This window comes from Pseudomonadota bacterium (assembly GCA_023229365.1).
Classification (GTDB): Bacteria; Myxococcota_A; Polyangia; order JAAYKL01; family JAAYKL01; genus JALNZK01.
This window is the reverse complement of record JALNZK010000010.1, coordinates 35475-58876: the sequence shown is the minus strand read 5'-3', so window position 1 is coordinate 58876 and position 23402 is coordinate 35475. Positions and strand designations below refer to the sequence as shown.

At 42.9% G+C, this 23402-nt stretch carries 43 protein-coding genes and 1 CRISPR repeat array (1 of these 44 only partly in view); all 43 genes read left to right on the top strand.

The window, feature by feature from the left end:
* The first annotated feature begins 111 nt into the window (after nucleotides 1-111).
* Nucleotides 112-369 carry a hypothetical protein gene (locus M0R80_08045; protein MCK9459575.1) on the top strand — a complete coding sequence of 86 codons (258 nt, stop codon included), beginning with the start codon at nucleotides 112-114 and terminating at the stop codon, nucleotides 367-369.
* A complete protein-coding gene (locus tag M0R80_08040) occupies nucleotides 366-572 on the top strand; it encodes a hypothetical protein (protein ID MCK9459574.1) in 207 nt (68 codons plus the stop codon). Before M0R80_08045 ends, M0R80_08040 begins: the two co-directional genes overlap by 4 nt.
* A gap of 43 nt (nucleotides 573-615) precedes the next feature.
* Complete coding sequence (locus M0R80_08035; protein ID MCK9459573.1) at nucleotides 616-1947, top strand: hypothetical protein; 1332 nt, start codon at nucleotides 616-618, stop codon at nucleotides 1945-1947.
* A 44-nt stretch (nucleotides 1948-1991) separates the two neighbouring features.
* Nucleotides 1992-2831, top strand: a complete 840-nt coding sequence (locus M0R80_08030; GenBank protein ID MCK9459572.1) for a hypothetical protein — start codon at nucleotides 1992-1994, stop codon at nucleotides 2829-2831.
* A gap of 4 nt (nucleotides 2832-2835) precedes the next feature.
* Nucleotides 2836-3042, top strand: a complete 207-nt coding sequence (locus tag M0R80_08025) for a hypothetical protein (protein ID MCK9459571.1) — start codon at nucleotides 2836-2838, stop codon at nucleotides 3040-3042.
* Nucleotides 3039-3260 carry a hypothetical protein gene (locus M0R80_08020; GenBank protein MCK9459570.1) on the top strand — a complete coding sequence of 74 codons (222 nt, stop codon included), beginning with the start codon at nucleotides 3039-3041 and terminating at the stop codon, nucleotides 3258-3260. The genes M0R80_08025 and M0R80_08020 overlap by 4 nt, the downstream gene beginning before the upstream one ends.
* Nucleotides 3260-3511 carry a hypothetical protein gene (locus tag M0R80_08015; GenBank protein ID MCK9459569.1) on the top strand — a complete coding sequence of 84 codons (252 nt, stop codon included), beginning with the start codon at nucleotides 3260-3262 and terminating at the stop codon, nucleotides 3509-3511. The genes M0R80_08020 and M0R80_08015 overlap by 1 nt, the downstream gene beginning before the upstream one ends.
* A gap of 5 nt (nucleotides 3512-3516) precedes the next feature.
* The gene (locus tag M0R80_08010) at nucleotides 3517-4104 is read left to right on the top strand and encodes a DUF3228 family protein (protein MCK9459568.1); all 588 of its coding nucleotides are present in this window, start codon (nucleotides 3517-3519) and stop codon (nucleotides 4102-4104) included.
* Nucleotides 4101-4343 carry a hypothetical protein gene (locus M0R80_08005; GenBank protein ID MCK9459567.1) on the top strand — a complete coding sequence of 81 codons (243 nt, stop codon included), beginning with the start codon at nucleotides 4101-4103 and terminating at the stop codon, nucleotides 4341-4343. Before M0R80_08010 ends, M0R80_08005 begins: the two co-directional genes overlap by 4 nt.
* 335 nt (nucleotides 4344-4678) lie before the next feature.
* Nucleotides 4679-4963 carry a hypothetical protein gene (locus M0R80_08000; GenBank protein ID MCK9459566.1) on the top strand — a complete coding sequence of 95 codons (285 nt, stop codon included), beginning with the start codon at nucleotides 4679-4681 and terminating at the stop codon, nucleotides 4961-4963.
* Nucleotides 4963-5298, top strand: a complete 336-nt coding sequence (locus tag M0R80_07995) for a hypothetical protein (GenBank protein ID MCK9459565.1) — start codon at nucleotides 4963-4965, stop codon at nucleotides 5296-5298. The genes M0R80_08000 and M0R80_07995 overlap by 1 nt, the downstream gene beginning before the upstream one ends.
* Nucleotide 5299: 1 nt before the next feature.
* Nucleotides 5300-5698 (top strand): hypothetical protein, encoded by a 399-nt coding sequence (locus M0R80_07990; protein MCK9459564.1) that lies wholly within the window; start codon nucleotides 5300-5302, stop codon nucleotides 5696-5698.
* On the top strand, nucleotides 5691-6260 hold the full coding sequence (locus M0R80_07985; GenBank protein MCK9459563.1) for a hypothetical protein: 570 nt from the start codon (nucleotides 5691-5693) through the stop codon (nucleotides 6258-6260). Before M0R80_07990 ends, M0R80_07985 begins: the two co-directional genes overlap by 8 nt.
* Complete coding sequence (locus M0R80_07980; protein ID MCK9459562.1) at nucleotides 6247-6657, top strand: hypothetical protein; 411 nt, start codon at nucleotides 6247-6249, stop codon at nucleotides 6655-6657. Before M0R80_07985 ends, M0R80_07980 begins: the two co-directional genes overlap by 14 nt.
* Nucleotides 6654-6869, top strand: a complete 216-nt coding sequence (locus M0R80_07975; GenBank protein MCK9459561.1) for a hypothetical protein — start codon at nucleotides 6654-6656, stop codon at nucleotides 6867-6869. Before M0R80_07980 ends, M0R80_07975 begins: the two co-directional genes overlap by 4 nt.
* A 413-nt stretch (nucleotides 6870-7282) precedes the next feature.
* Nucleotides 7283-7627 (top strand): hypothetical protein, encoded by a 345-nt coding sequence (locus tag M0R80_07970; protein MCK9459560.1) that lies wholly within the window; start codon nucleotides 7283-7285, stop codon nucleotides 7625-7627.
* A 60-nt stretch (nucleotides 7628-7687) separates the two neighbouring features.
* On the top strand, nucleotides 7688-8416 hold the full coding sequence (locus tag M0R80_07965; protein MCK9459559.1) for a hypothetical protein: 729 nt from the start codon (nucleotides 7688-7690) through the stop codon (nucleotides 8414-8416).
* Between the two features lie 2 nt (nucleotides 8417-8418).
* Nucleotides 8419-9240 (top strand): hypothetical protein, encoded by an 822-nt coding sequence (locus M0R80_07960; protein MCK9459558.1) that lies wholly within the window; start codon nucleotides 8419-8421, stop codon nucleotides 9238-9240.
* The gene (locus tag M0R80_07955; protein ID MCK9459557.1) at nucleotides 9240-9545 is read left to right on the top strand and encodes a hypothetical protein; all 306 of its coding nucleotides are present in this window, start codon (nucleotides 9240-9242) and stop codon (nucleotides 9543-9545) included. The genes M0R80_07960 and M0R80_07955 overlap by 1 nt, the downstream gene beginning before the upstream one ends.
* Nucleotides 9533-9757: a hypothetical protein gene (locus M0R80_07950; protein ID MCK9459556.1), complete on the top strand. Its 225-nt coding sequence runs from the start codon at nucleotides 9533-9535 to the stop codon at nucleotides 9755-9757. Before M0R80_07955 ends, M0R80_07950 begins: the two co-directional genes overlap by 13 nt.
* Before the next feature lie 28 nt (nucleotides 9758-9785).
* A complete protein-coding gene (locus M0R80_07945) occupies nucleotides 9786-10343 on the top strand; it encodes a metal-dependent hydrolase (GenBank protein ID MCK9459555.1) in 558 nt (185 codons plus the stop codon).
* Nucleotides 10331-10678 carry a hypothetical protein gene (locus M0R80_07940; GenBank protein ID MCK9459554.1) on the top strand — a complete coding sequence of 116 codons (348 nt, stop codon included), beginning with the start codon at nucleotides 10331-10333 and terminating at the stop codon, nucleotides 10676-10678. The genes M0R80_07945 and M0R80_07940 overlap by 13 nt, the downstream gene beginning before the upstream one ends.
* The gene (locus M0R80_07935) at nucleotides 10666-10929 is read left to right on the top strand and encodes a hypothetical protein (GenBank protein MCK9459553.1); all 264 of its coding nucleotides are present in this window, start codon (nucleotides 10666-10668) and stop codon (nucleotides 10927-10929) included. The genes M0R80_07940 and M0R80_07935 overlap by 13 nt, the downstream gene beginning before the upstream one ends.
* The gene (locus tag M0R80_07930) at nucleotides 10926-11357 is read left to right on the top strand and encodes a hypothetical protein (GenBank protein MCK9459552.1); all 432 of its coding nucleotides are present in this window, start codon (nucleotides 10926-10928) and stop codon (nucleotides 11355-11357) included. The genes M0R80_07935 and M0R80_07930 overlap by 4 nt, the downstream gene beginning before the upstream one ends.
* 198 nt (nucleotides 11358-11555) lie before the next feature.
* Nucleotides 11556-12341, top strand: coding sequence for a hypothetical protein (locus M0R80_07925; protein MCK9459551.1), 786 nt, complete (start codon nucleotides 11556-11558; stop codon nucleotides 12339-12341).
* 60 nt (nucleotides 12342-12401) lie between these two features.
* Nucleotides 12402-13220, top strand: coding sequence for a hypothetical protein (locus M0R80_07920; protein ID MCK9459550.1), 819 nt, complete (start codon nucleotides 12402-12404; stop codon nucleotides 13218-13220).
* Nucleotides 13221-13312: 92 nt separating this feature from the next.
* Nucleotides 13313-14200 (top strand): hypothetical protein, encoded by an 888-nt coding sequence (locus M0R80_07915; GenBank protein MCK9459549.1) that lies wholly within the window; start codon nucleotides 13313-13315, stop codon nucleotides 14198-14200.
* Nucleotides 14201-14309: 109 nt separating this feature from the next.
* Complete coding sequence (locus tag M0R80_07910; GenBank protein MCK9459548.1) at nucleotides 14310-15353, top strand: hypothetical protein; 1044 nt, start codon at nucleotides 14310-14312, stop codon at nucleotides 15351-15353.
* Nucleotides 15354-15375: 22 nt separating this feature from the next.
* A complete protein-coding gene (locus M0R80_07905) occupies nucleotides 15376-16044 on the top strand; it encodes an RNA ligase family protein (protein MCK9459547.1) in 669 nt (222 codons plus the stop codon).
* A gap of 165 nt (nucleotides 16045-16209) precedes the next feature.
* Entirely contained in the window at nucleotides 16210-16479 is a 270-nt protein-coding gene (locus tag M0R80_07900; GenBank protein ID MCK9459546.1) for a hypothetical protein, read from the top strand.
* Nucleotides 16479-16805: a hypothetical protein gene (locus M0R80_07895; GenBank protein ID MCK9459545.1), complete on the top strand. Its 327-nt coding sequence runs from the start codon at nucleotides 16479-16481 to the stop codon at nucleotides 16803-16805. Before M0R80_07900 ends, M0R80_07895 begins: the two co-directional genes overlap by 1 nt.
* A complete protein-coding gene (locus M0R80_07890; protein MCK9459544.1) occupies nucleotides 16799-16966 on the top strand; it encodes a hypothetical protein in 168 nt (55 codons plus the stop codon). The genes M0R80_07895 and M0R80_07890 overlap by 7 nt, the downstream gene beginning before the upstream one ends.
* On the top strand, nucleotides 16956-17411 hold the full coding sequence (locus tag M0R80_07885) for a GatB/YqeY domain-containing protein (GenBank protein ID MCK9459543.1): 456 nt from the start codon (nucleotides 16956-16958) through the stop codon (nucleotides 17409-17411). Before M0R80_07890 ends, M0R80_07885 begins: the two co-directional genes overlap by 11 nt.
* A gap of 35 nt (nucleotides 17412-17446) precedes the next feature.
* Nucleotides 17447-17902 (top strand): hypothetical protein, encoded by a 456-nt coding sequence (locus M0R80_07880; protein ID MCK9459542.1) that lies wholly within the window; start codon nucleotides 17447-17449, stop codon nucleotides 17900-17902.
* Nucleotides 17899-18186 (top strand): hypothetical protein, encoded by a 288-nt coding sequence (locus M0R80_07875; GenBank protein MCK9459541.1) that lies wholly within the window; start codon nucleotides 17899-17901, stop codon nucleotides 18184-18186. Before M0R80_07880 ends, M0R80_07875 begins: the two co-directional genes overlap by 4 nt.
* A gap of 7 nt (nucleotides 18187-18193) precedes the next feature.
* A complete protein-coding gene (locus M0R80_07870; protein ID MCK9459540.1) occupies nucleotides 18194-18706 on the top strand; it encodes a hypothetical protein in 513 nt (170 codons plus the stop codon).
* Entirely contained in the window at nucleotides 18693-18962 is a 270-nt protein-coding gene (locus tag M0R80_07865) for a hypothetical protein (GenBank protein MCK9459539.1), read from the top strand. Before M0R80_07870 ends, M0R80_07865 begins: the two co-directional genes overlap by 14 nt.
* Before the next feature lie 11 nt (nucleotides 18963-18973).
* Nucleotides 18974-19324: a TraR/DksA family transcriptional regulator gene (locus M0R80_07860; GenBank protein ID MCK9459538.1), complete on the top strand. Its 351-nt coding sequence runs from the start codon at nucleotides 18974-18976 to the stop codon at nucleotides 19322-19324.
* Nucleotides 19321-19809 carry a hypothetical protein gene (locus M0R80_07855; protein ID MCK9459537.1) on the top strand — a complete coding sequence of 163 codons (489 nt, stop codon included), beginning with the start codon at nucleotides 19321-19323 and terminating at the stop codon, nucleotides 19807-19809. Before M0R80_07860 ends, M0R80_07855 begins: the two co-directional genes overlap by 4 nt.
* On the top strand, nucleotides 19806-20282 hold the full coding sequence (locus tag M0R80_07850) for a hypothetical protein (protein ID MCK9459536.1): 477 nt from the start codon (nucleotides 19806-19808) through the stop codon (nucleotides 20280-20282). Before M0R80_07855 ends, M0R80_07850 begins: the two co-directional genes overlap by 4 nt.
* Nucleotides 20283-20292: 10 nt before the next feature.
* Nucleotides 20293-21261 (top strand): ADP-ribosylglycohydrolase family protein, encoded by a 969-nt coding sequence (locus M0R80_07845; protein ID MCK9459535.1) that lies wholly within the window; start codon nucleotides 20293-20295, stop codon nucleotides 21259-21261.
* Entirely contained in the window at nucleotides 21258-21473 is a 216-nt protein-coding gene (locus M0R80_07840; GenBank protein MCK9459534.1) for a hypothetical protein, read from the top strand. The genes M0R80_07845 and M0R80_07840 overlap by 4 nt, the downstream gene beginning before the upstream one ends.
* Nucleotides 21474-21674: 201 nt before the next feature.
* Nucleotides 21675-22112, top strand: coding sequence for a hypothetical protein (locus tag M0R80_07835; protein MCK9459533.1), 438 nt, complete (start codon nucleotides 21675-21677; stop codon nucleotides 22110-22112).
* A gap of 190 nt (nucleotides 22113-22302) precedes the next feature.
* A CRISPR array of direct repeats spans nucleotides 22303-23402; the repeat unit is 36 nt; unit sequence ATAGAAATCGCTGCATCGGGCAGCGTGGATTGAAAC; it runs 275 nt beyond the window's last position.

Here is a 23402-nt window from a genome sequence, read left to right as displayed (position 1 = left end):
CACCGGGCTCCCACCCATATCAACAAGGGTGGTTTATATGGTTCAACGGCGGATCATCGAGATTTTCCCAAGCATAGTTTTCCTGTACATTGAGAAGATGAAAGGATCAAAATGAAGAAAATGGCTTTAGTTTTGTTGCTTTGTCTCGCTGGATGCACAGCTAATCAAAGGGCAAAATCCTTTGGTGGGAAAATGACCACCACCCTTCCGCCCGGCCAGAAATTGGTTAACCTCACCTGGAAAGATTCCAATTTGTGGATATTGAAAAGGCAGATGCGAAAAGACGAAGTTCCCGAAGAGTATACATTTTCTGAGGAGTCGTCTTGGGGCGTGGTGGAAGGCACCATTGTTATTAAAGAGCAAAAATGATCTACGACAAAGAACAATCCAAAAGAGACAACCGATCATTTGAAAAATGGTGGGAATCTGTCAAAAAAGATTTGGCTGTATCCGCATTGATTAGCCCCGCTGTCAGTGATGTTGGGGCAACACTAAATGCGATTGAGCGAGTAGCTTATGAGGCTTGGTGGGACGGATGGGAAGACGGATATAGCGAAGCAAGATATGGATAGTTTTCCTGTACATTGGGAAAGTAACTCGAAAGGATAAATTGAAATGGCAGTTGAGACAAAACGTTTTTCCCTATTCAATGTCGATGGCAAGAACAACAAGTTCTGGAACATCACATTGCTTGAAAGTGGCGATGTGGAAGTTCATTATGGGCCACAAGGAGGTACTGGACAACGAAAAACGTTCCCCAATGCCGGGCGAAGTTATTTTGAGAAAAAAATTCGAGAAAAAACTTCTGCCAAACATGCTGGCGGGGCTTATGTCGAAAACCAAGTGCTTGAGACAGCGGGCATGTCCAGCAGCAGTGGTCCCAAGGTGGTAGACAAACACACCTTGGCTCAAAAAGCCGTCAATGACATTGGGGCAAGTCAGCCCGAGTTGAAAAAACTCATTCAATATTTTGCCGATGTAAATGCCCACAACTTGTATGAGGCGTCGGGCGGAAAAATTACCTACGACGTGAGTAGCGGACATTTCAAAACAACCCAAGGGGTTGTTACCCTAGATCAGGTTCAACAAGCCCGTGCATTGTTGGATCAGATTGATGGTTTTGCTGCCAAGGGTGATTTCGATAGTGCGGCTTTCAAGGCCGTTCTCAACCCCTACCTTTCTCTCATTCCGCAAAAGGGGCTGGTGCGTCAAATGCACTTCCCCAGCATGTTTAGCCCCACTGGTGCGGGTGGATTACAGCAACAGAATGATATTCTGGATTCCCTGGAATCATCTTATGCCACGGTTATCGCCAATGCTCAGAAAGCCAATGGCAAAAAGGATGCTCCGGTACAAGAAGCTACTTTGTTCAAGGTCACAATGAATTTGATAGAAGATGGTAAAATAATTGACAAAATTCGTCGTTATTATCGAGAATCAAAGGGCTCTCATTACGATGTGGCAAATTATGACGTATGCCGAGCATTTAATTTGGATATTCGGCATATGAGCGAGCGATTCGACGCTCAGGGAAAATCAATTGGAAATGTGATGCGTTTATGGCATGGCACCAAGGCCGCAAATATGTTGTCGATTTTGAAGGCAGGATTTGTGGTTCCAAGGAGTGGTGGTTCTATCGGTGTAACGGGGAGAATGTATGGAGATGGCGTGTATTTTAGCGATATGAGCACCAAAGCAATTCGCTATGCTACTGGGGCGTGGGGTGGAGGTGGAGGTCACGACCGCAAGTTTATGTTTTTGGCTGATGTGGCGATGGGAAAAATATATCGTCCCGCTCATTCATTTAGTGGTCTGCCGCCGAAAGGATATGATTCTACTTTTGCGGAAGCAGGCAAGAGTGGAGTAATGAACAATGAGATGATTGTTTACAGCCTTCAGCAAATCAATCCAGTGAATATTATTGAGTTTACCATTCACGGAAAATAATTTATGAAGCATATATACTCTTGTAATTAGAACAGGAGTATATAATGGCGGATAAAAAACTTGGCGATGGCGGAAAAAGTCATCGTTACAAATTATTGAACGATGTTCAATGGCTGCACGACAGATATGTTGTTGAGGGTTTGTCTACAAAAAAAATAGCAAAATTAGTTGGGGCAAAAACACCTAATTCAGTTCGGCAGGCTTTGCAAAGAGCAAGTATTGAGATTAGGTCTGTTAGCGACGGGTTGACGATCAACAGAGAAGATGATGGATTTGTTTTAAGAAAAGATGTGATAGAAGGCGGCTTACTTGGAGATGCTGGCCTACGTATTTGGAACAAGCATAGCGATGCTTCATATCCATCATATACAAGAAAAAACAAATACAAAGATCACGTTAAGTGGGCATCAAAATTGATATGCGATGCGGCGGCGGTAGATAAAAAAATCAAGCTGGAAATAAGAAAAAAGAATGGCAAGACTTTCAAGGCATTCAGATTTAGAACATTGTGTCATAAAGAATTGTTGCCACTTTACCGATTGTGGTATCCAGAGAGCAGTGGGTTCAAGAAAGTAATTCCACAAGATTTGGAAATTAATGAAGTTGTCTTGTTGCATTGGTTTCTTGATGACGGAAGCACAAGTTATATTGGAGATACCAAACAGGTAGAGCTTTGTTTTTGTAGTGAGAGTTTTACCAAACAAGACCAAGAGAGATTGTGCGATATAGTTCATCAATCATTTCCTGAATTAACGCCAAAAATAAGGAGTGTGAATTTCGGGACAGGATGGAGAATTAGAATACCTCAATCACAAGCACGAGTGTTTTTTGAGATTATTGGGCCGTCGCCAATTGTCTCATTGGCGTATAAGTGGAAGGGATGAGAACATGAGTGAACGCTACGAGTGGATTAAAGCTATTGTCAGTTGTGGTGAGTTACGGCTTGAATACAGGCTGGAAGGTTCGCTCACAACTGGACATTGGGCACACGATGAAGATGTGAGCGAATGGACGGATGATGAAATCCGTCGAGTAGCGGCAGGACTCATAAGTGCGGAAGATCAAGAAAAAGAAATTCAGGTGGAATGGCGATGAACAACGAAATAATGTTTTTGATTATTGCGATATTGATTGGTGGCTTTGCTCTTAGTGGAGGGAGCTTATACGCATCATTCAAAGCATACACTATTGATCGACAATTCAGAAAAGATTCTGAGGCTGCTGTTGGGTATGGGTTCTTGACGTTTGGTTTGTTTTTAGGAACAATCATTTCCGTTAGTGTAATCCTTTACAATATTGGAGCATTTAAATAATGGCGACAAAACGGAAGCAATATCTTCTGCAAAATGTCACTGCCGGTTATCTCGGCAACTCGCCATTGTTTTGGAGTAAACACGGAGGCTACACGCAATGGATTGATGATGCTAAGGTTTGGGAATACAAAGAAGCCCTAGCACAAATTAAGTCCACCAAAGGAAGTCATTCGTGGAAAATGTGGCCACTGGAATTGGTTCTGCAACGAGTAAGAAGAACAATCGATGTTCAAGATTTTTCGAAAGAATAAATAAAATGATTGCAGTCAGTGAATTTGTGAAGCGTCAAACAGTCGATAGTGAATTCTCTCACTTCGATGGGACGTGGGAAGAACTACGTGCCCGCACTCAGCGTAATTTTGATGCTGGGCACACCATCCCTGGCTATCGGGATGGTGTTGTTCTCGTTAATGTTGAGCCCGGTGTCCCAGAGCATCCTGGTTGCTTTTACAGCAATATTGTTGAACTTCAAGAGGGCGATAAACTGGAAGGCGAGTACAAAGCCCGTCAGCCCGGTGAAGAGCCCCGCAAATCGACATGGGCGATTGGCGGAAGAGGATTTCATTTTGGGAAAATGCCCGCTGTCTCTGTGCAAATTGTTCTTTATCGCCACGACGTATTGGCGGAAAATAATGAACAAAGTTGCGATGCCGAATGGGAAATTATTTCCATCAATGCCAGTCCCTACGAAGGTGAAATGCCCATGTCGCCGGGCACGATGATGGCTAATCATTTTCACTTGAACGGAGGCACAGAAACTGGCTGGGATAATGATCGATTTGTGGAAGAATTGAAAAAATCTGTGCTGTTTTGGAAAAACAAATCCAAAGTGAGAGGGACATGATTAATCCAGTTTGGAAGTTAGCCGAACTTGTTGGTAAAAAATTTCAGTTGGAAGTTGCCCCAACAATCAAGCTGGACAGGAGCCATAGCGTATGCTATATTCCTGTTGTTGTCAGAACGGCTTCTGTGGAGAATGGACATTTTTATTTGACTTGTACCCCAGAAGTTGGCTCTGGCGAATTGATTATTGATAATCCCGCATTGTTGATAGAGGATAATGGACAGCCTTGGAAAGGTTAAACCATGATTCCAATGTGTTGGAAGTGTGCCAGCAGAATTACCGGGGATGTTGAAACGTGTGGTCAAGTGGCTGCCGTTACACTGACAGGCTGCAAGGAATGCTCCAAGGTGCATGACTTTGCCTCTGCAAAAATTCACTGCCCGTTGCTTAAATCCAACCCTTCCAGTATAATCGGGAAAACAATCGAGGAAGCTCGTGCCAAATTACCCGATCAAATCATACGGGTGGTGATGCAGGATGGCGAACGTCTATGCATTACACAGGACGAAAGCCCAGGACGAATCAATATCTCTGTTATCAATGATAAAATAGACGAGATTGTGGGGATTGGGTGATGGAAGCTGCAAAATGTCGTGAGTGTGGTTGTAGGAATATCGCAATTACAGATTGCGGTTATTCATCATTTAATGTGGGAAGAGCGACATGCACGCAGTGTGGTTTTGTGGTCAAAGTCTCACCTTGTGGTTGTTTTCCCCGTGATGAAATCATTGCTGTTTGGAATCAAAAAAATAGCAAAAAAGGCAAGAAGGCGGATTTACTTCGAGAAAAAGCCAAGAAGCTTGACGAAGCGGCCAAAAAACTTGACAAAGAAGCTTTAAACAATTTGCCAAAGGAGTAATGATGGGTGGCGAAAGAGAAACAAAAACCACAGCCAGCGTTTCCCGTGCAAAAGACATGCTGGAAATCGGATCGGTAAGAATTCACGAAAAAGGTGGTATGGTTCATTTTCATGCCGATGCTCAAGACCTAAAGGTTGCTTGTCCGGTTGCCAAATGGTTCTCGGCATGGGATATTATTTCCCAAGTTCCAGGTGAATGGACCTATGTAGATGATAACACGGCGGTTAGTGTTGTCACTAAAATTGAAGGTGGCATACTAGATGCCGCAATCAGCCTCTATTCTATTGCGGTTGGCGATACCTTTGCCAAGCTGAATAAATTCACCGAGGGATAACATGGGCTACGCAGGTGCAGATTGGATTGCTGCTCAGGGCAAAACCATGTCTTCCTTTGGGAGAAATGTGGCAGATTTACTCGGCTGGTTATACAAGGGTATTTACCACTTGCCTGTCAATGCTCTTCTTAAAACAAATTGGGAAGATGAGTGGTGCATTGTTGTCAAACTTGGTCGGGAAGCCGCATTGGCAACAACTGATTGGAATACTTTAACTTATTTGGTATTTCTTTGCCACAAGATGGCAATTCGCTGCGAAATCGTTCCCTGCAATATGCAAAAATTAGCTTTGCATTTCCATCGCCGCAAGCGTGATGGCGATATGGCGGAAAAACACCCAACTTTGGCGGAAGCTGTCAAATCTTTTGAAGAAAATTGCGAGTTACCCGATTATGAATAGAAGAGATTTTTGTAAACTAACTGGTGGTGTAGCAGCTTGCTCTTTGTTGCAAATTTCTCTTCCTGCTTTGGCCACGCCTGCTCCCAAGCCAACTGAATTGTCAAGATTGCTAGATTCTTTGCCTTGGGATCGACCGCAATTAATTTTTATTTCTGGAGCGTATGCCAATTTTGAAAAACATTTGTTAGCAAATGAAATAGGAAAGCGTGTACATCGGTTACATAGAGGATATGTTATTGATGGGTGTGCTTGGGCCTCAGATGATTGGGATTGCAACTCAATATTTGGAGTTGCGGCGTATAAATGCGATGATCGGCAAGCATTGCGGTTGGCCAAGGAATGCTGCGACAAAGATCAAACAACAATTTGTTTGCCGCTACACCTGACGCTTGGGATGAAATATATGGCCAGCCTAATCTTTGAAGTCGGCTATGGAACACAAGACGATGATCCATCGGTAGCAACACTTGCAAGGTTGACCAAAAACAGATGGACTCCAGAAGTTGGCACAATAGTGAAATTAGGAACCTCTCAATTCATAATTTGCAATGAGCAAGCCTAACAAAGTCTGGCAAGAAGTTTTCTGCACCATTTCCGGTGGAGGTTGTGGTGGCTATGTGCTTCTTAAATTGAATATTGCCCTGAGCAATCATCGGGTAAAAATTATTTGTCCTAAGTGCAAACATGAGCATTTCCGAATCATTAACGAGGGTTTGGTGACGGAGAAGGGTCGATTTACCACCGATTCTTTCGAGGAAATTTGCCCGCCATTGTCGGCTTGGTCAAAAGAACCCCGCACACCAGAAATGAAAACAAAAGTTGTTCCGCAGGGTTATTTTCAGGAACGGGATGGGGTGCCAATTAAAGAGCTAGAGTTGACGGGTGATGAAATTCAAGCTAACGCAATTATGCGTGAATCTTGGGCGGATAGATTTTTGGGGAAACTGGTGGGCAGATGATTAAACTTTTTAGAATTAGGGGAGTTATTCATTGTGATGAATGCTCACAAGGCTTCTTGAAATATGTTGGCTCTTACGGGGAAGCAAAAAGATTTTTGAAAAAACACCCAAACGTCGATGGGAAAATTGATAAGGTCAACATCGAGGTAAAGAGCATCACAGTTGATGGTGTTTTCGCAATGTTTAAACAAATGGAAGAACACATGCTATGATATGTTTATTTAATGGTCTGGTTGTCACCAAAAGTGGAGAGTTGATTCAAGAAGGGGCTAGAATTCAGCTTACTATTGATGATGCAAAAAATTTGGTGAGAACTTTGAATGAATGTATTGAAGAAGCCCAGGATCACAATGGATATGTGATGTCATTGGTGTCGAATTTGAGCGTGGAATCTTCTTTGGATATTTATGTAAAACCATGAAAACAGCACCTTTTCCATTCCTTGCAACCCATGCTTGCCTCGATGTTCCTGGTAAGGACTGCCTCTATCGTGTCAACCTGAGTTGTGATAAAATGCCCGATGACGCTATTTGCGATGAGGGATACGAAATCATGAGACAGCTTGGAGAAGCAATGAACCGAGCCGTTGACGAATACGAAGCCAGCCAAAAGAAAGGAAATTGTCATGAGCACGGTAGTGGATGTACCTGTGATTCAAGGGAGCAACCTGAAAGCCCAGATTGAGATACCTGAAACTTTGCAGGTAGTTCAAGATGCCAAGCCACCTCGTGGCTATGGCATGTTCCGTATTCTGAATTCCAAGGATGGAGACAAGCGGGTAGTTTGGAATTCAGATGTCTTGGCAGAAATTCGTGATGCCAAAAAAATGTTTGATGATTTGGTGGCTTCTGGTCTTGTGCCCTACAAGGTCGGGGATCGTGGACAAAGAACACCAGAAATCATGAAACAGTTTGACCCAACAGCAGAAGAAATTATTTTTGCACCTATTCATTTGGCAAGAGGTGGATAATTCTATCCTTTTGTTGAATAAATGACTTCCATATTACTATATAGTAATATGGAGGTTATAATGAGAAAAAGTAAATTAAAAGCAGGAGAAAAATACGGACACTTGATTTTGGTCAAAAAACTACCAGAACAAGACAAACACGGAAGTTATTTTTGGGAGTGTCGGTGTGAATGCGGCAAGACAAAAATAGTTTCTTCGGGAAAAGTACGAAGGGGCGATAGTTGTGGATGTGTGCAACGAGCAGTTATTAAGGAAAGGAGTTTGGTGGGAAAGAAGTTTGGACGGTTGCTTGTTGTTGAGCAAGTAAGCGGCAGAACTAAGTTTGGCAACAGATTGTATTTGTGCAAATGTGATTGTGGAAAACAGAAAGTGTTGCCTTCACATAGTTTAAAAGTTAAAGGTGGAAGCAAAAGTTGTGGATGTTTGGCAGAGGAGTTGGGACTAACGAAGCTACCGACAGGCGAGGGTGCGTTTAATCAACTTTTCTTAACTTATAAAATCAGTGCAAAAAGAAGAAGAATAAAGTTTGATATTAGCAAAGAAGAATTCAAAGAACTTACAAAATTAAATTGTCATTATTGTGGATCGCACCCAAAACAAGTTTTCACAAGGCGTGGCGGGAATGGCAGCTATATCTATAATGGAGTTGACAGAGTTGATTCACTTTTGGGATACTCAACAAAGAATTGTGTCCCCTGTTGTGGTGATTGCAATGAAATGAAAAACGACCGTTCATCGGATGAATTTGTGGCACACATACTGAAAATTGTGAAACACCAGAGAAAATAACAATGGCACCATACACTCCAATCAGCAGTTGTTGCTCTCCCTATACAGGGACAGGGACCGCTACAGCTACCTATATCAACGCTAGTAGCAATATAATTTATCCCAGCAGTTGTTGGGGCGAAAAGTCAACTAATTCCTGGGATGATGGGTATATTAAAAATTATAACAAATACGTAAAATGGGGATCGATAATTTATAATAATGATTTAGAAACCAACAGCAATTATATTTGCAAAGATATTTATTCCAAGAAAATTTGCAATTATATTGACACCACAACAGCGGGCAGTAGTTGGAAGATTTATGATCCTGTCACCACTGGCACAGGCAGCATTTATTGGCCGACTGTTGCTCCACTTCCTCTCACCCCCTCAGAAAGAATGAGGGAATTGTTGCGAGCCCGTCGAGGCCCAGCGATATTGGGCACTAGAACACCCTTGTCCTTACAAGCAGAAGAACGTGAGCAAAGAGCAAGAGAAACGCTCCGTAGTCTTGTGGGCGAAGATCAATTCCGACGCTTCCTAAAGCACGGATTTATTACCGTGAAAGCTAAGTCTGGTCTCACATACCAGTTGTTTCACCATCATACCTATACTTGGCAAAACGGAAAGCGTTTGCAGCATTTGTGCGTAGTGTTGGCAGGTAATTTCCCGCCAACTGACACCCTGATTGTTCGATATTTGATGATTCTCAATAACGAACAACAATTCCGACAACTCGCCATTGCATCTAGTGGCGAATCGTATGTAGTTCCAATGAAACCGAAAACCGTGGATATGCGTCCTTTGATGGAGGTGTTCCAAGAACTCAAGGCAGCAGCATAATGAAACTCCGCACACTTTGGCAGGTTTCTGTTTGTATGACAGAGCCAGTGGTTGTAGCATGGGAAGCAACTTTTTTACATCATCCAACTCACGATCAAATCAAGGAGGCAATTCGTCATTCCATTGCAGAGGAGAGTCGATTGTCCCAAACCGACAACACAATCCACGAAATGGCAGAGGAATACGAAATACCAGAGGATGAGATAACGGATGCAATGGATAGGCATATGAAGGGATTGGTGTGGCTTTTGAAACAAGAAGATTTAATTTTTGATCTCTCGGAAGAAGTTGTGTGGGAAGCATGATAAAAGGCAAAGTTCTTGGCAAAATCAAACCAGAAACCATTGTAGTTCTAAATGGGAAATATAATTTATATCTCATAGAGGATGACAAATGTTATGCTGACGATGCCTATAATCATGCAGAAAATCCACAAACCGGCGACATTTGTTGGTTTGATGAGTGGTTCTGGACAGGTGATGTGCGACAACTAAAACAATTATTGCCAATGTTTTAAAATCATGCCATTATTTAAAACCCATTGTATGATAGGAGTAGCCACAGGGGGAGCCTATGGTGTGGTGGGCTATTTGTGTGGAATGCCTGTCCAAGATAGCCTTATCGCTTCTGGGCTACTTGCAGCCGCTAGTGTTGCTCCCGATGTTGATACAGACAGCGTGCCCCTAAAAGAATTGGCATCTTTCTTGGGGGCATGTGCTGGTGTTGTTGTTACCCTGTGCGTGCAATCCTATAAATATCCAGTAGAGAATGCGGCACTAATTGGCATTGCTACCTATTTGGCGGTACGGTATGGCATTGCTGAAATGTTTCTTCATTTCGCTGTTCACCGTGGCATTTTTCACTCTATTTTAATGGCAGCTTTTTTGTCAGAAATAGGATACATGCTATTTTCGGGAGAGCGATTTTATCAGAGTGCCGCCATTTTCTTTGGTTATGTTTTGCATCTTATTCTTGATGAAATCTGGGGATTTAGAAAAGAAACCGCAGGCACAGCCCTTAAACTCTGGGGCAAGAATTGGATTGTCAACATCGGCCTGATGGTGGTGATGGTGGGAATGGGGGTGTTCATATGGATGCAATGAAATACGCCTTTGCCTCTAATTTTCAACTGGATACCGATTTTCCCATTCGCTACATGGCGTCTCTTTCGCCATTGTTGCGTATCGCTACTCAGGTAATTTCTGGCAACAATCTAAGGGAGGCCGTGCAAGGGGTAGTTGCCGATATTGATTCCCGTGCCGATGTAGTTGAATCCTTGAAAGCTGATGCCGCTGCCATGCGACAAGTCGATATCAAGAACGATGATGAAGTGGTAATATTTAAGTGTTTTGTGGGATGGGACGAAGAAAACAAATGGTATATTGTCTTTGTTGAAGGTGGCAACGAAAATCATTGGGAAAAAATATGGATGCAGTAGTGTTGGGGATTACACTTGATGGCAAAAAAGTAGTCTCTGTGATATTTCGTTTTGATATATGGCATTGTGCCTGGGAACTTGATAATTTAGGTTGGGTAGTCGAGTTTGAAGACAGCACAAGGGGAATAGTTTTTACCGACCATTGCAAACCCTATTTGGGCACAGCAGCGGAATTGGCAAACAAAATCGCAGAATATGAAATGGTTATCGCTGAGACCAAAAAAGCGATTGATATTTCTGAGGGAAAATGAATCCGCCTTATGTCGATATTGGTCGGGCCATTGAAATACTCGGGCAAAGGTTGCGTGTTGCTGGGGATATTGTATTGCATCCCTATTTTTTCACGGATGCTTACGATTTTCCAATACTTTGCGATATAGACGCTGAGAGAATTTGTCTTTTGTGTGATTGCCTTGGCGGCATTGAATGGACAGCCAAAAATATTCTTCAAGAAACCAAGGATATTGCCGAATACTTTAATATCAAGCTTCAGGCTATTTGCGATCCATTTCGATGGGCTATTGCAGGAGCACAGAATGGTCCTGATTTGTTTGCCATTGCGGAATATTTGGGCAAAGAGGAAACGTTGTTTCGGCTGAGACGATCTTTTCTTCCGGGGTATTACAGAGGAATAGAAGAAGATTTGCGGGATTTGAGAAATGGAACTGCTCAAGATTAAATGGTTGACAATTAAGGCACGCCGGTTGTATTGGCGTCTAGATAAGCTCTATGGCTGCTTTGATTGCGGACAATCGTTATTAGAATATATGTGCCCGCAAGCTAAACAGGAACACAAGAAATTGTTGGCTATTTGTAGGTTGTTGAAGCGTTATCAACAACATCGCCCCAAAGGAACTAATTGCACAGGACCACGATAATGGATATCAAGAAAATGTTTTGGGAAACCATATCAGTTGCCATCGATGCTGATGGTGTGTATCCTCATCAGATGATAATTGTCGATAAAGACGACAAGATGACGATGTGTGCGATGGATGTAGATTATAAGCAAATACTTATACACGCATTCAAAGAAATTGCATTGAGAAACTGCAAAGAATTGATTTTTGGAGTTGATCGCACCACCAGGGAAGGACAAGGAACGGAATTTTCCGAGGTTCTAACTTGTGCCCATTGGAAGGATGGGGTGTGGACCATAGGAGTAATCAACTACCAAAACGAGCCCAGAATTGTTAGGGATTGGGATTGGGACAACGAATTCTGGAATCGAGAAATGCTTAGGGAAATAACAGATATGGAGAAAGTGTCCCAAGATATTTGCAAAGGGATGGAAAAAATTATAAAATCCAGTTTCCAAGATCGAAAAATTACCCGCCCAGAAATTGATCCAATAAAGTTGGAAAAATGGGAACAGGATTACAATAAGTGGGTAAAAGAAAATGGAGTCGGAGACGATTTCGTTAAAGAAATATTTTTCGCTGGTAATTGGCTCGGAGAAGAGTTAGAATCATTGGGTGCCGCCAGTGAAATGATTGAAAAGCTTTGCTTTGTTCACGGGCAAAGGTCATTTTTGGGTGATCCTTGGGGATCGGCGGCAAAAGTGATCGCAGACTATAAAAATGGGCAAGTTGAGGAACCTGGGGAAGAATTAGCCGAGAAAATCACGATGGAGTTGTTTACATCGTCGGTTTCTGAAGTATAATGGTTGTGTTGCTTGGTTCAATAGACAGAAAAAAAGTTGTGTAACCCAAGGGAGAAAGTTATGTTGAAAGCGATTGGTGGAGTAGTTGTAGCGTTGGTTGTCATTGGTGTGGGACTTTACTTGTTCAACTCGCCCGGTTGCAAGGCTCGCCTTGACGTGGGGGCAAACAAAGCTGTCAACACCCTTGACCAGTTGTTGGGCAAGACGGAAGTCGCCCAAAAAGAGATCGACAATCGTATGAAGGCTCTGGAACAGTCCCGAGAGGGTATTCGCAAAGCCAAGATTACCGCCAAGGTAAAGGCCGATTTGGTGAGCCGTGAAGCCAATGAATGCAAGGAAAACATTGACAAGATCGATGCTACCTTGCGTAAGCTGCGACCGCATTTGGAGGCTACTGCCCCTGTCGATATCGGTGGTGATAAGTACACACCCGAAGAGATTAACAACGCTGTAAAGAAGCTGGTGCAGTCCCGCAAGACATGGGCCACTCAATCTGATGCTCTGTCCAAGGCTGTTGCGACCCTGAACGATGTGTCTGCCAATTTGGAATTGAAGCAAAGCCAAGCGGCTGCCGAAATTGAGAAGTTGCAAGGCACCATTGCCGAACTCAAGGCCAAGTCTCTGGCTCTCACCACGCTTCGGGATGCTTCTAAATCAATGGGCGGCACCGATTCTGACACGTTTGCCTCGCAGGTTGGCGACTTGAAGAGCAAGGTCAACGATTTGCTGGTGGATGTAGATTCGAGCCTCAAGGTCGAACAAGAGCAGTGGGATGAGACTTCCACCACGAAGGATATGAACAAGGCCGAAAAGCTCATCAACACCGTCACCAACAAGAGCTTGCCTGACGAAGTTGACAAGATTCTGGGCAAAAAGTAAACAATAGCCCATAATTAGGGTGTTAGACCCAGGGAACACCCCCCTGGGTCTTTTTTTTGGAATTACTCTATTAAATCGAAAGGACAAACAAAATGAGTAAACCCGATGAAGATATTCTGGGCGGCATGGTTCTTGTGGTGGTGGCTGCCCTTGTGATATTGGGAATTCTTTTTGGCATCACATCATGCAATAAGAAACCTGTTCCCGCCACTGTAGACAGCAATGTGGTGTTTGCCAAAAATAAAGTTGTTGGCAAGTGGAAAAGTGATAAACATGTGATTGAATTTACCACGGGAGCCCACGCTGTTATTGATGGCAAATTCACCTATTACGAATTCTTTGGACACGGCTTCTCAAGTAAAATTTATTTGCATCTTGGTCGCAAGAAAACAAATGAATTTACTTTTGAATGCACAGAAGATGAATTGATTTTGGTGTATTCCCGCCAATGTGGCTGGCAAACCGATATTGATTCTGATGATAAGCTTTCTTCCTATGAGGGCCGCTATCAACGAATTGGCAAGGCAACTACCACAGCTAAAAATCCCGATGATAAGCTGACCAAATTGAAAGAACAATTGGATGCCTGTAGCAAGCAGCACGAAAAGTTGAAGGCTGTCTTGGGCAAAATGGACCAGGACAAGCAGGATATTGTTCAACAATTGAAAGGCTTGGGCATCACAAAGAAGGAAGATATTAAGGGCAATCATCGAGCCGAAGTATTGGCCCAGGAATTGCTCGAAATGAGCAAAGAGCATGAGCGTGTACAAAAGAGCTATGAGGAAATAGCCTTCAAAGTCACGCAAATTGGCTCAATTCTTCGTCGTATTGAACGGCAAGCCAGCATTGAAGGCACGACTGTTTCCGACAAGGAATTGGATGAAATGCTGGTAGACATTGGCGACAAACTTGGACCGGAAGACTCTAAGCCAGTGAAAAGTATGGAAATGGACGAAGTTTTGAAAAAGGAATTGAAATGAACCCATTTCTTCTTTATTTAGTGGTTTTAGGGGCAGTTGTCCTGCTGCACATCGTATTAGTGGGACTGCTCCTGTGGACTGGGCATTGCCGATATTCTTTTAAAGAATCTTGGCGACCAATGCTGCCGGGCCTTATTGCTGTGTCGGTTGGTTTTTGGGGTGGTCAATTGCTGCGGTTATTGCTATGAAATTCTACGAATGGCTCACTGGCTATGCTTTGTGCAAACAAAATGTGCAAGCCCTTAAAATTAAGGGTGTGCAATCGCCAGAGCGTATATTGTTGGATCAAGGGTGGCAACGCTATTATGCAGCAAGCATAGCGTTGGGAGAACGACATGATGACCCCACAAGTCTTGTTCCAACTTTTGATGTAACGAGATACAAGGCTGAGGCTAATTGGCTGAAAGCGGATCGTCCATTTTATAATGTGTGGCCTAAAATCATTCCGATGTTGATTCGTTTAAATTTAAACAAAATCGACACTTCATGGGTGCGTCCTCCATTGTCTGAATTGTGCATTCGCTTACCCGAAAGAGACAATCCATTAGGCTTTGAATATAAACAACAACAGTATTTTGTGCGGACTATATTGATTGCCGATGCCTTGATAGGGACTTCTTTAGCCGGAAGTTCACGAGGAGTGTGCATTTGGTTGGATTTTGGCGAAGTTGAAACACAAATGGTTTGTGGGGTTCCTATTTCTGCACCCATACACAATTATTACATGTTTCAATGCACAGAAGGAGTATCTGTGCAAGAAGAAATAGAAAAATTGCCCCCTGATCCTGGCCTTTCATATGGAGTGCAAATACCACATACTCTAGTGCTTGATTGTATTCGACTAATTTGTACATTGTGTTTTTTGGGCAACACACCCCAACTAATCACCCCCGATGTATTGGCAGATGATTTTTTGAAATTTGAAAATACTGGGGATTGGAAATATGTAGAGAAAGCTAGGCGTCGGCACAAATATGGGTGGAATGTTGGCAAGCACATTGAAGTGAACCCCCATTGGAGAAGGCCGCATCTTGCGTTATACTGGGTTGGCAAGGGTCGAACAATTCCAGAGATTTTGCCACGAAAGGGGGCACTTATTCACAAGGAGTTGGTTGATAAAGTCCCCACTGGAAGGGGCGGGCAACCAGATTAGTTTTCCTGTACATTGGGTGTTTATGATGTCACACTACAAATACCCACGAACGCCACACCTTACTTGGAGTCATGCCACCAATGATGATCGAGTATTATCTTCCCACGACCATTTTAGTGGCATGCAGGTTGTGGTTACGGAAAAACTTGATGGCGAATCGTGTTCGATGTACAGTGACCACATCCACGCTCGTTCTATTGATGGCAAGGACCACCCCACTCGCCATTGGGTAAAATTACTACACGCTAGAGTGCGATACGACATACCAGAGGGCTGGAGAGTTTGTGGTGAAAACTTGTATGCGATGCATTCAATTTATTACCATTACTTGCCATCTTATTTTTTGGTGTATTCAATTTGGAATGAAAACAATGTGTGCTTGACTTGGGAACAAACAAAAGAGTGGGCGACATTATTAGGGCTGTTGACGGTTCCTGAGTTGTATGTTGGCGAATGGGATGAGGGAAAAATTAAACAATGTTGGGCGGGAAAATCAAGGTTTGGCGATATGCAAGAGGGCTATGTTGTCAGAAATAAAAACAGCTTTCCTTACGATCAATTTGCGTTGAATGTAGCGAAATATGTTCGGGCGAACCATGTGCAAACTGATTCGCATTGGATGTCTCAACAAATTTTTCCAAACAGATTGGAGATAGGACATGAAAGTTCACGAATTGCTTACGATGCCTAAATTGGCATACAAAAAGGGTTTCAAAGTTGGTCGAGGTAAAACAGTTTGGACCGATGTTCATGTGAATGGGGATCGCAAGCGAATCCGCATTTCACGAACCTACGGCACCCAAGCCTATACTCAATACTTGAAACCGCACACGGAAGTTGAAATTGTAAAGTGAACATGACACTCAAAGAAGCTCTTGAGGGAAATTGTCCGGTGGGATTTGAGTCACTGGAAGTCGTATATTTTAACTCATGGGCTGATTATGAGGAAGATGGAACAATTATTGTGTTTGATCTTCTCGGAGAAATGTTTGCTGTGGAATTTGGGCACTGCGTTATGTGTGAAGACAATTCCTTTGATTTTGATCCTTACCCCGTAACAAAGGACCAGTTGGAAGAAATAAAGAAGGAATGGAATGAACTAGGAGACGCTGTTTACGTAAAATAATGAAAGCAACAATTATTCCAAACACATTACGGTCGATTAGCATTACGGGCTACCTTTTGCCTTTTATAGATTGGCAGCCCGTGCGTGTTTCAATGCCGAACGAAACAACAGCATTTGTAACTGTTTTTAGTACCGAAGAAAAACTTCGGGAACACATGGAACAGATACTTCCAGGGCACGAGTATCAAATTAAAAAAATCACCGATGGCCAGGAGTTTTGCCAATCACTTTGGGAACAAAGTGTAAGAATTATGCTCGATCCATATATTGTGGATGGGAAAAAAACTCATTGGACTGAAATCATGAAGGATGAAAACACATGTTGAGTTTTTTGGCTGGTTTTTTTGGCGGCATTGTAGGTGCTTTTTTTGCCTTGGCTTGTATGATAGTGTTTGGTGTTTGGATGAGTAAAAAACCACCCGTGGAAGATTGCTCTGATTTTTATTCGTGCAGAATAAAAGAAAAGGAAGATGAAGATGTTGATTGACACAATTAAAGAACACGTAGATTTGGCTCGCAAGACAAGCGACAAAACAGTGCTTTCAATTCTTACAGTGATTCTCGGAGAAGCACAGACTCTGCAATTCCGCAAGGGTCATGCTCCCACTGTCTCTGATGAGGAAGTGATAAAAATAATCAAGAAATTGATTGAAAGTAACACAGAGACTATTCGATTGTCTCCTGTGAGCAGCCGCAATATAGACAGCAAGGTTCCCTTTTTTGATGTCTTGGAGAAGGAAATTGAGATTCTGTCCGCATACTTGCCAAAGGTGGCAAGCAAAGAAGAAATTAAAAATGCTCTGGCTGCGACTGTCCTTAGTGGATTGAACGAAGGACAAGCTATTGGCAAAGCCATCAAGCATTTGAAGTCCGAAGGAATCGTAGCAGAGTCCAAAGATGTCATTGAGGTGGTAAAGGAATTGTTGTCGTAATGCTGTATGTTCACGATTGTGACAAATGTATATTTTTGGACACCATCGAAGTTGATGAAGTGTTGTATGATGCTTACGTAGGCTGTGACACCGTTATTGCTCGTTTTGGTAATGAAGGTCATGAATATCTGAGTGGCTATCCATCCATCGGCGTTTGTCCGGTTTTAACTAAAGTCGCCCAATTGGCGATAACAAAAGGTTTGCTCGATCCCAATCGACGTACAGGAAGGTCTGGGGCTGGCACAATTGGACAAGAAATCATGGAGAACGGATTACCTTACCAGTATCGGGTGTTGGTGGGAGAAAAAGTAGTCAACCGTGGCTGTGTTTCCTGCAAACATGCCATCAAAGTTGGTGAATTACCTGTTGAAATGTTTGACAAAAACCAGGGGTTATGCGACTTATCGGATCGCATAACAATTGTTTCTGTTGCTTCCAATTGGTATGGTTCCTATCAAGGGGGACAATGTTCCAGATGGAGTCCAAAATGATAACAATTACAATGTCGGCAAAAGAACTTGATGACGGAGAACAAGTTCACAAACCAAATGGCACGAAAAAATATATTCTTAGAAAATCTGTTAATGTATTTTGTGAAATGGTGAACGTTGAAACAAAGACTGTACTCGCAGAAGCAGGAGTAGTGTTTTTGTTGTCTATGGGAGACATAACTTGCATCAAAGACGACACAAGGCTTTCTGTTGATTTCGATGGAGATACCGCCGTACAAGATGCTTTGGAATTTTTGTGTGGGAGAAAAAATGAGTCTTTATAATATGCTGATGGGAAGAAACCCCTTTTCTCCATATTTGCTTGCCGCTCTTGGCATCACTCAAGAAACGGCTGAGCTTTATCCACTTGGACGCATCAGGGATGTTTACACCAATGACACAGCAGACAGAGTTTTTATTCTAACTCGTAATTACGGGGAAGAATATGCTTATATTGATGAGGCTTTAGCCAAGCATCCAACATTTATTCAGAAAACAACCGCAACAGGGGATTCAACCTATACCATTTATGAATTTGGTGTTCCTGAGCCAACAAAAGCCTTGGTAGAAGAAGTGGCTGAGAATTCAGATAACACCCCGGCAATGGATCGCTATCTACAGGCAATCAAAGATATGTCTGAAGACAAAGAAAATGCACAAACTGCTCATATGAAAGAAGTTGGAAAACAAATCATAGGGCAAGTAATGGAGTCTTTCGACACAGGGGAAAACAAAACCATTTCTAATGAATTTGGCACTGTCAAAGTCATTACATTGGGAGATAAAAAAAATGACGGAAGTTAAATTCTCAGTTCACGGTAGAGAGTGGACAGAACCAGCCGTAGTGAATCGGGTTGCTCATGTCATTGGATTTGATGAATATTGTCCACCCTTTGTTCAAGAGAGTGGTTATCGCTGGGTTTTAAATGCCACAAATGATTGGTGGATTGAGAAGTCGCAAGAACCTCAGGAACCTTGCACATATAGATTTGCTGGTCGCTATGCCGATCAAACAATGATGAATGCTCTTAAAATAGTTTTGGAATATATTTTCAGATAAGGAGATCAGAAATGGATGATTTGCAACAAGTTCTTTTGGCAAAACGGAGTGTTTTGCAGGCAGCTTTGAATAAGGATGTGGAGTTTTTGCGTAATGCCCCAGACACAGAAGATGAGTCGGCTCTTTGTGCTGCACAAATGGAAACTAATGAATTATCCCGCATTGATGCTGCTTTGAGCAAAATGCAGGATGGTTCTTATGGACTGTGCGAGGATTGTGGGAAACGTATTCCCAAGGCTCGTTTAGAAGCACTCCCTCACGCCACTCGTTGTTTAAGCTGTCAACTGGTTTCAGAAGGTGAGCAACCCCTGGATGATGGTCCTAACTGGGAACGTTTAGCCAAGGTCGAGGATGAAGAATGAGTGAATTAGCTGAAAAAATTGCAAAAGAAATTGTTGATTCAGTTGGGTGCCACCCAATATTGGAAGAGACACACATCAAGGATGTTGCCACCATCATCGACAAGCACTTGCTCAGTCAAAATGATTTGTTGGACACAATTCATGCTTGTCTGACTGCGGCTGGCGGCAGTGAGGATATTGATGAGTTGGAAAAAGAAGTTGAAGCTGCTGGTGAAAAACCAAGTTGTTTCATCAAGAAAAAATTTGCAGATTTGCAAAAAGACAACCACGATCTGTTGAGCAGTTTGCGTTGTGTGATAACCAATCTAAATTCTGGCAGAAAACCAGAAAGAAAAGTGCCATTATGGAGTGCGGTTGCCGACTTCTGTGGATTGGGCAGCACTTCCGCTGGCAAGCTATGTCAGAGATTGGGGTTTCACGATGATTTAATTGTTGGTAAAGAAAACCCTCCATTAGGATATGTGCCAATAAAGGCAAAAAAATGAAAAAGCCACAAAAACCTTTTCAGCCGTTTCATTATGATTATGAAGAGAAAATAGTAAAACGATATATTTATCGTTTTACAGAAAGCCTTTGTGAAGATGAATGTTGGGATGAAAGCGAATTAGACGACGATGAAGAAAAACCGGAAGTTCCCTTAAAACCCATCGGAGAAGTTGATTTGGCATGGCTAGTGTCCTTGGTCCCAGAGGGCATTAAACCAGAACAAATCAAGATCGACTTTGGGTATAATGCCAGCAGCATGTCTTATGAAGACCATTATGTTGGTTTTTATTACGAAGTAACTGTTCCGGCCAGGGATGCAGAATTTGATGCTGCTATGCGGGAATACAAAGCAGCAGAGAGGCAATACGAAGCCGATATGACGGAATATGAGGTGTGGGCTTACAAGCAAGAAATCAAAGAAACAGAAGAAAAACTCGCACGGCTGAAAGGTCAAAATGATAACCCAAAGTAAAATCAGAGGAATGTTTCTAGGTGCTACCATTGGCGACGGACTAGGAATGCCCGTAGAGACATTCACTCCTGAAAAGATAAAAGAAAAATATGGAATTACCAGGGTGACAGAATATCTTGTTCCCACTGGGCACAAATGGTTTGATGGCAGACAAGCCGGAACAACAACGGATGATGCTCAATTGACCTTGGCGGTTGCCGAAGGCTTGATTGAGTCTGGATTCGACATGAATGCCCAAGCCAGAAAGCACGTTGAAGCTTTTCAAATTACTACAGCGGGTTGGGGGAGAACCACAAAGACAGCCATTCGTAATTTGCAGAATGGTGCTGGTTGGCAAACTAGTGGTGTCAATGGTGTGGGCAATGGTGTAGCAATGAAGATTGCCCCTGTTGGTGCCTATTTACGAGCAATGTCGGATATGACAAAAACAAAAGAAGAAAAAAGTTTATGGTTGCAATCTGGCTTTGAGTTTGTGCGTAACCTGACATTGATGACCCACCGTTCCAGAAATGTTTTGTGTTCCACTGTGGGCATGGTGGTGGCATTCTACAAGTGTCTTGAAGACGATTGCGATGTAGATGCCTTGCCAGGATATATCCTAAAAATGTCCAAAGCTGCCAAGGGTTGGATCACTGGAGGCGAAGAGGATGATGATGTGGTGGAAAGGCTTGCGTTATTGTCCAAGCATGGCGAATACGATGCGGAAAAATTAATTGCGGAGTTCGGTGGAGGAAGCTGTTACTGCTATAATAGCATTCCTTTTGCGTTGATGTTTTTCCTCAATAACCCAAGATCAATTGATGCGTTGTATGATGTGGTATCTGCCGGTGGCGATGCTGATACCAATGGAAGTATGGTGGGAGCACTACTGGGTGCGTTGAATGGAGAAGAAATTTTTCCAAAGCATTTGGTGGATGGATTGGATGGGAAGGACCACATCCTAGAAGTGGCTGATCTTTTTTGGGAAGCGATTAAATGATAGATTATTCTCAAATATCAGAAAACTCTGAGGCATTTGTGCCTTTTGCAATGAGGGAGGGGTGGCAGGCATATCTTGCTGGGAAGTCGAGAGCAGACAATCCTTATAATTGTTTGTGTCTGGCATGTGTGCAATATAATGAGGATTGGGATAATGGCTGGCAAGAGGCTCAAGCTGCGGAGGAATATCAAAATGACAGAACAATTACCTGACATTCGTTTGAATAGGGATAATGTAAAGGGTTGTGCGATAATAGATGTGTTTCCTCGATGTTGCAGAATAAGTAAAAACACTGATGTGCAATCCGTAGCTGATAATCACAGATGTATCAATACTGCTATGGTAAAGATACAATTAAAAACTGGGCAGATATATGATTTGTGTGATTTTCATGCTCATGAATTAGGTGTATTATGACGCCAGAAGAAACTAAAAATTGGTTTCGCAAACGCCCGCTTTGTTATGTATTGGAGAATGGCAAAATACGTCCAGCCAAAGACATATTAGAGGCAGGTGCTTTTATGGAGGACATTGAGCACCGGCGTGTAGATTTAACTGAAATAGATGAAGAATGCAATGTGTCTACCGTTTTCTTGTGTTTAGATCACAATCATAGTGGTGTTGGACTACCAATATTATTTGAAACATTGATTAGGGGTGGTCCGCATGATGGAAAAGTGTGGAGGTTTTCTGCTTATGGTCAAGCAAAGAAAGCACACTGGGAGGTGGTGGATGCTTTGCAAGCTGGGGAATTACCTTGTCCTTCGGTGGGTGAAGAGGTTTGGATTTGGAGAATGATAGAAGAAATGATTGATGAAGATAATGCGGGCGAAGAGTGGAAAAATGCTTAGTGCGAGAGGTAGGGTGTCGCAAAAACAGCCGTCACCTCTCGAATATCTTCAAGGTGTTGTGCTGAAACAAGTTATGATTTGAAGATGTTGAGTTCTTTGACAAAATATGCTATAATAGAGGATGTCAAAATGACAGTCTTCGCAAGTGTCATTGTAAGTCCTTTGATTGCAATGAGTTACGAAGGATGTCATAGAAATCGCTGCATCGGGCAGCGTGGATTGAAACATCAAATGCGTTTGTAGAACCATGTATGACGCCGTTGATAGAAATCGCTGCATCGGGCAGCGTGGATTGAAACCTACTTGGCTGACTCAATAATTCGCAAGTTTGTTACCCAATAGAAATCGCTGCATCGGGCAGCGTGGATTGAAACAAGTAATTAGACGTGGGACACAAGACAACCAGCCTTAATAGAAATCGCTGCATCGGGCAGCGTGGATTGAAACGCTGACAGGATAGCGGCAGACGGTCAGACACAAGCCCATAGAAATCGCTGCATCGGGCAGCGTGGATTGAAACAACTTCGCTCCTATCAATCCTTCTTTGTCCGCACAACTATAGAAATCGCTGCATCGGGCAGCGTGGATTGAAACAACAGGCATCGGCTGTAAGTGCCCAAAAGCCGTTAGAATAGAAATCGCTGCATCGGGCAGCGTGGATTGAAACAGGAGAGCCCATAGGCACTGGGATAGGTGAATGTCGGATAGAAATCGCTGCATCGGGCAGCGTGGATTGAAACTAGCCTGCGGGTATCCGCCAATGGGCAGACAGAATATCATAGAAATCGCTGCATCGGGCAGCGTGGATTGAAACGATAGATACATTCGCCTTACTGAAAAACACAAAACATATAGAAATCGCTGCATCGGGCAGCGTGGATTGAAACTACGCAACGCAATTTTGCCACAAAATGAGTTTTAATTATAGAAATCGCTGCATCGGGCAGCGTGGATTGAAACTAATCCTTTCCTGCATGGCTTTGTTTTTCAATACCGCCGATAGAAATCGCTGCATCGGGCAGCGTGGATTGAAACTCAAGCTAATCATTAGCTTCTACTTCCATTGGCTCTATAGAAATCGCTGCATCGGGCAGCGTGGATTGAAACAGACGCACAACAGGTTTCCACTGATTGTGATTATGGTAATAGAAATCGCTGCATCGGGCAGCGTGGATTGAAACTGAGTGTGGGTCTGTTACGGCTGCTGTTGGAAACTCAAATAGAAATCGCTGCATCGGGCAGCGTGGATTGAAACATTGTGAATTCCGCTGGAGACCCTTACGACGGTCA

What these genes read in the sequence shown, in the direction of transcription:
- M0R80_07945 (MCK9459555.1), top strand. Translation starts at nt 9,786, where the DNA reads ATGATAGGAGTAGCCACAGGGGGAGCCTATGGTGTGGTGGGCTATTTG.
- M0R80_07885 (MCK9459543.1), top strand. Translation starts at nt 16,956, where the DNA reads ATGTTGATTGACACAATTAAAGAACACGTAGATTTGGCTCGCAAGACA.
- M0R80_07965 (MCK9459559.1), top strand. Translation starts at nt 7,688, where the DNA reads ATGAGAAAAAGTAAATTAAAAGCAGGAGAAAAATACGGACACTTGATT.
- M0R80_07890 (MCK9459544.1), top strand. Translation starts at nt 16,799, where the DNA reads ATGTTGAGTTTTTTGGCTGGTTTTTTTGGCGGCATTGTAGGTGCTTTT.
- M0R80_07845 (MCK9459535.1), top strand. Translation starts at nt 20,293, where the DNA reads ATGTTTCTAGGTGCTACCATTGGCGACGGACTAGGAATGCCCGTAGAG.
- M0R80_07940 (MCK9459554.1), top strand. Translation starts at nt 10,331, where the DNA reads ATGGATGCAATGAAATACGCCTTTGCCTCTAATTTTCAACTGGATACC.
- M0R80_07935 (MCK9459553.1), top strand. Translation starts at nt 10,666, where the DNA reads ATGGATGCAGTAGTGTTGGGGATTACACTTGATGGCAAAAAAGTAGTC.
- M0R80_08000 (MCK9459566.1), top strand. Translation starts at nt 4,679, where the DNA reads ATGGAAGCTGCAAAATGTCGTGAGTGTGGTTGTAGGAATATCGCAATT.
- M0R80_07975 (MCK9459561.1), top strand. Translation starts at nt 6,654, where the DNA reads ATGATTAAACTTTTTAGAATTAGGGGAGTTATTCATTGTGATGAATGC.
- M0R80_07895 (MCK9459545.1), top strand. Translation starts at nt 16,479, where the DNA reads ATGAAAGCAACAATTATTCCAAACACATTACGGTCGATTAGCATTACG.
- M0R80_08045 (MCK9459575.1), top strand. Translation starts at nt 112, where the DNA reads ATGAAGAAAATGGCTTTAGTTTTGTTGCTTTGTCTCGCTGGATGCACA.
- M0R80_07915 (MCK9459549.1), top strand. Translation starts at nt 13,313, where the DNA reads ATGAGTAAACCCGATGAAGATATTCTGGGCGGCATGGTTCTTGTGGTG.
- M0R80_08025 (MCK9459571.1), top strand. Translation starts at nt 2,836, where the DNA reads ATGAGTGAACGCTACGAGTGGATTAAAGCTATTGTCAGTTGTGGTGAG.
- M0R80_07870 (MCK9459540.1), top strand. Translation starts at nt 18,194, where the DNA reads ATGGGAAGAAACCCCTTTTCTCCATATTTGCTTGCCGCTCTTGGCATC.
- M0R80_07980 (MCK9459562.1), top strand. Translation starts at nt 6,247, where the DNA reads ATGAGCAAGCCTAACAAAGTCTGGCAAGAAGTTTTCTGCACCATTTCC.
- M0R80_07955 (MCK9459557.1), top strand. Translation starts at nt 9,240, where the DNA reads ATGAAACTCCGCACACTTTGGCAGGTTTCTGTTTGTATGACAGAGCCA.
- M0R80_07970 (MCK9459560.1), top strand. Translation starts at nt 7,283, where the DNA reads ATGAGCACGGTAGTGGATGTACCTGTGATTCAAGGGAGCAACCTGAAA.
- M0R80_07930 (MCK9459552.1), top strand. Translation starts at nt 10,926, where the DNA reads ATGAATCCGCCTTATGTCGATATTGGTCGGGCCATTGAAATACTCGGG.
- M0R80_08015 (MCK9459569.1), top strand. Translation starts at nt 3,260, where the DNA reads ATGGCGACAAAACGGAAGCAATATCTTCTGCAAAATGTCACTGCCGGT.
- M0R80_07920 (MCK9459550.1), top strand. Translation starts at nt 12,402, where the DNA reads ATGTTGAAAGCGATTGGTGGAGTAGTTGTAGCGTTGGTTGTCATTGGT.
- M0R80_07865 (MCK9459539.1), top strand. Translation starts at nt 18,693, where the DNA reads ATGACGGAAGTTAAATTCTCAGTTCACGGTAGAGAGTGGACAGAACCA.
- M0R80_07995 (MCK9459565.1), top strand. Translation starts at nt 4,963, where the DNA reads ATGATGGGTGGCGAAAGAGAAACAAAAACCACAGCCAGCGTTTCCCGT.
- M0R80_07835 (MCK9459533.1), top strand. Translation starts at nt 21,675, where the DNA reads ATGACGCCAGAAGAAACTAAAAATTGGTTTCGCAAACGCCCGCTTTGT.
- M0R80_07850 (MCK9459536.1), top strand. Translation starts at nt 19,806, where the DNA reads ATGAAAAAGCCACAAAAACCTTTTCAGCCGTTTCATTATGATTATGAA.
- M0R80_07925 (MCK9459551.1), top strand. Translation starts at nt 11,556, where the DNA reads ATGGATATCAAGAAAATGTTTTGGGAAACCATATCAGTTGCCATCGAT.
- M0R80_08040 (MCK9459574.1), top strand. Translation starts at nt 366, where the DNA reads ATGATCTACGACAAAGAACAATCCAAAAGAGACAACCGATCATTTGAA.
- M0R80_07875 (MCK9459541.1), top strand. Translation starts at nt 17,899, where the DNA reads ATGATAACAATTACAATGTCGGCAAAAGAACTTGATGACGGAGAACAA.
- M0R80_07860 (MCK9459538.1), top strand. Translation starts at nt 18,974, where the DNA reads ATGGATGATTTGCAACAAGTTCTTTTGGCAAAACGGAGTGTTTTGCAG.
- M0R80_08005 (MCK9459567.1), top strand. Translation starts at nt 4,101, where the DNA reads ATGATTAATCCAGTTTGGAAGTTAGCCGAACTTGTTGGTAAAAAATTT.
- M0R80_07990 (MCK9459564.1), top strand. Translation starts at nt 5,300, where the DNA reads ATGGGCTACGCAGGTGCAGATTGGATTGCTGCTCAGGGCAAAACCATG.
- M0R80_08010 (MCK9459568.1), top strand. Translation starts at nt 3,517, where the DNA reads ATGATTGCAGTCAGTGAATTTGTGAAGCGTCAAACAGTCGATAGTGAA.
- M0R80_07960 (MCK9459558.1), top strand. Translation starts at nt 8,419, where the DNA reads ATGGCACCATACACTCCAATCAGCAGTTGTTGCTCTCCCTATACAGGG.
- M0R80_08030 (MCK9459572.1), top strand. Translation starts at nt 1,992, where the DNA reads ATGGCGGATAAAAAACTTGGCGATGGCGGAAAAAGTCATCGTTACAAA.
- M0R80_07840 (MCK9459534.1), top strand. Translation starts at nt 21,258, where the DNA reads ATGATAGATTATTCTCAAATATCAGAAAACTCTGAGGCATTTGTGCCT.
- M0R80_07905 (MCK9459547.1), top strand. Translation starts at nt 15,376, where the DNA reads ATGATGTCACACTACAAATACCCACGAACGCCACACCTTACTTGGAGT.
- M0R80_07985 (MCK9459563.1), top strand. Translation starts at nt 5,691, where the DNA reads ATGAATAGAAGAGATTTTTGTAAACTAACTGGTGGTGTAGCAGCTTGC.
- M0R80_08035 (MCK9459573.1), top strand. Translation starts at nt 616, where the DNA reads ATGGCAGTTGAGACAAAACGTTTTTCCCTATTCAATGTCGATGGCAAG.
- M0R80_07900 (MCK9459546.1), top strand. Translation starts at nt 16,210, where the DNA reads ATGACACTCAAAGAAGCTCTTGAGGGAAATTGTCCGGTGGGATTTGAG.
- M0R80_08020 (MCK9459570.1), top strand. Translation starts at nt 3,039, where the DNA reads ATGAACAACGAAATAATGTTTTTGATTATTGCGATATTGATTGGTGGC.
- M0R80_07855 (MCK9459537.1), top strand. Translation starts at nt 19,321, where the DNA reads ATGAGTGAATTAGCTGAAAAAATTGCAAAAGAAATTGTTGATTCAGTT.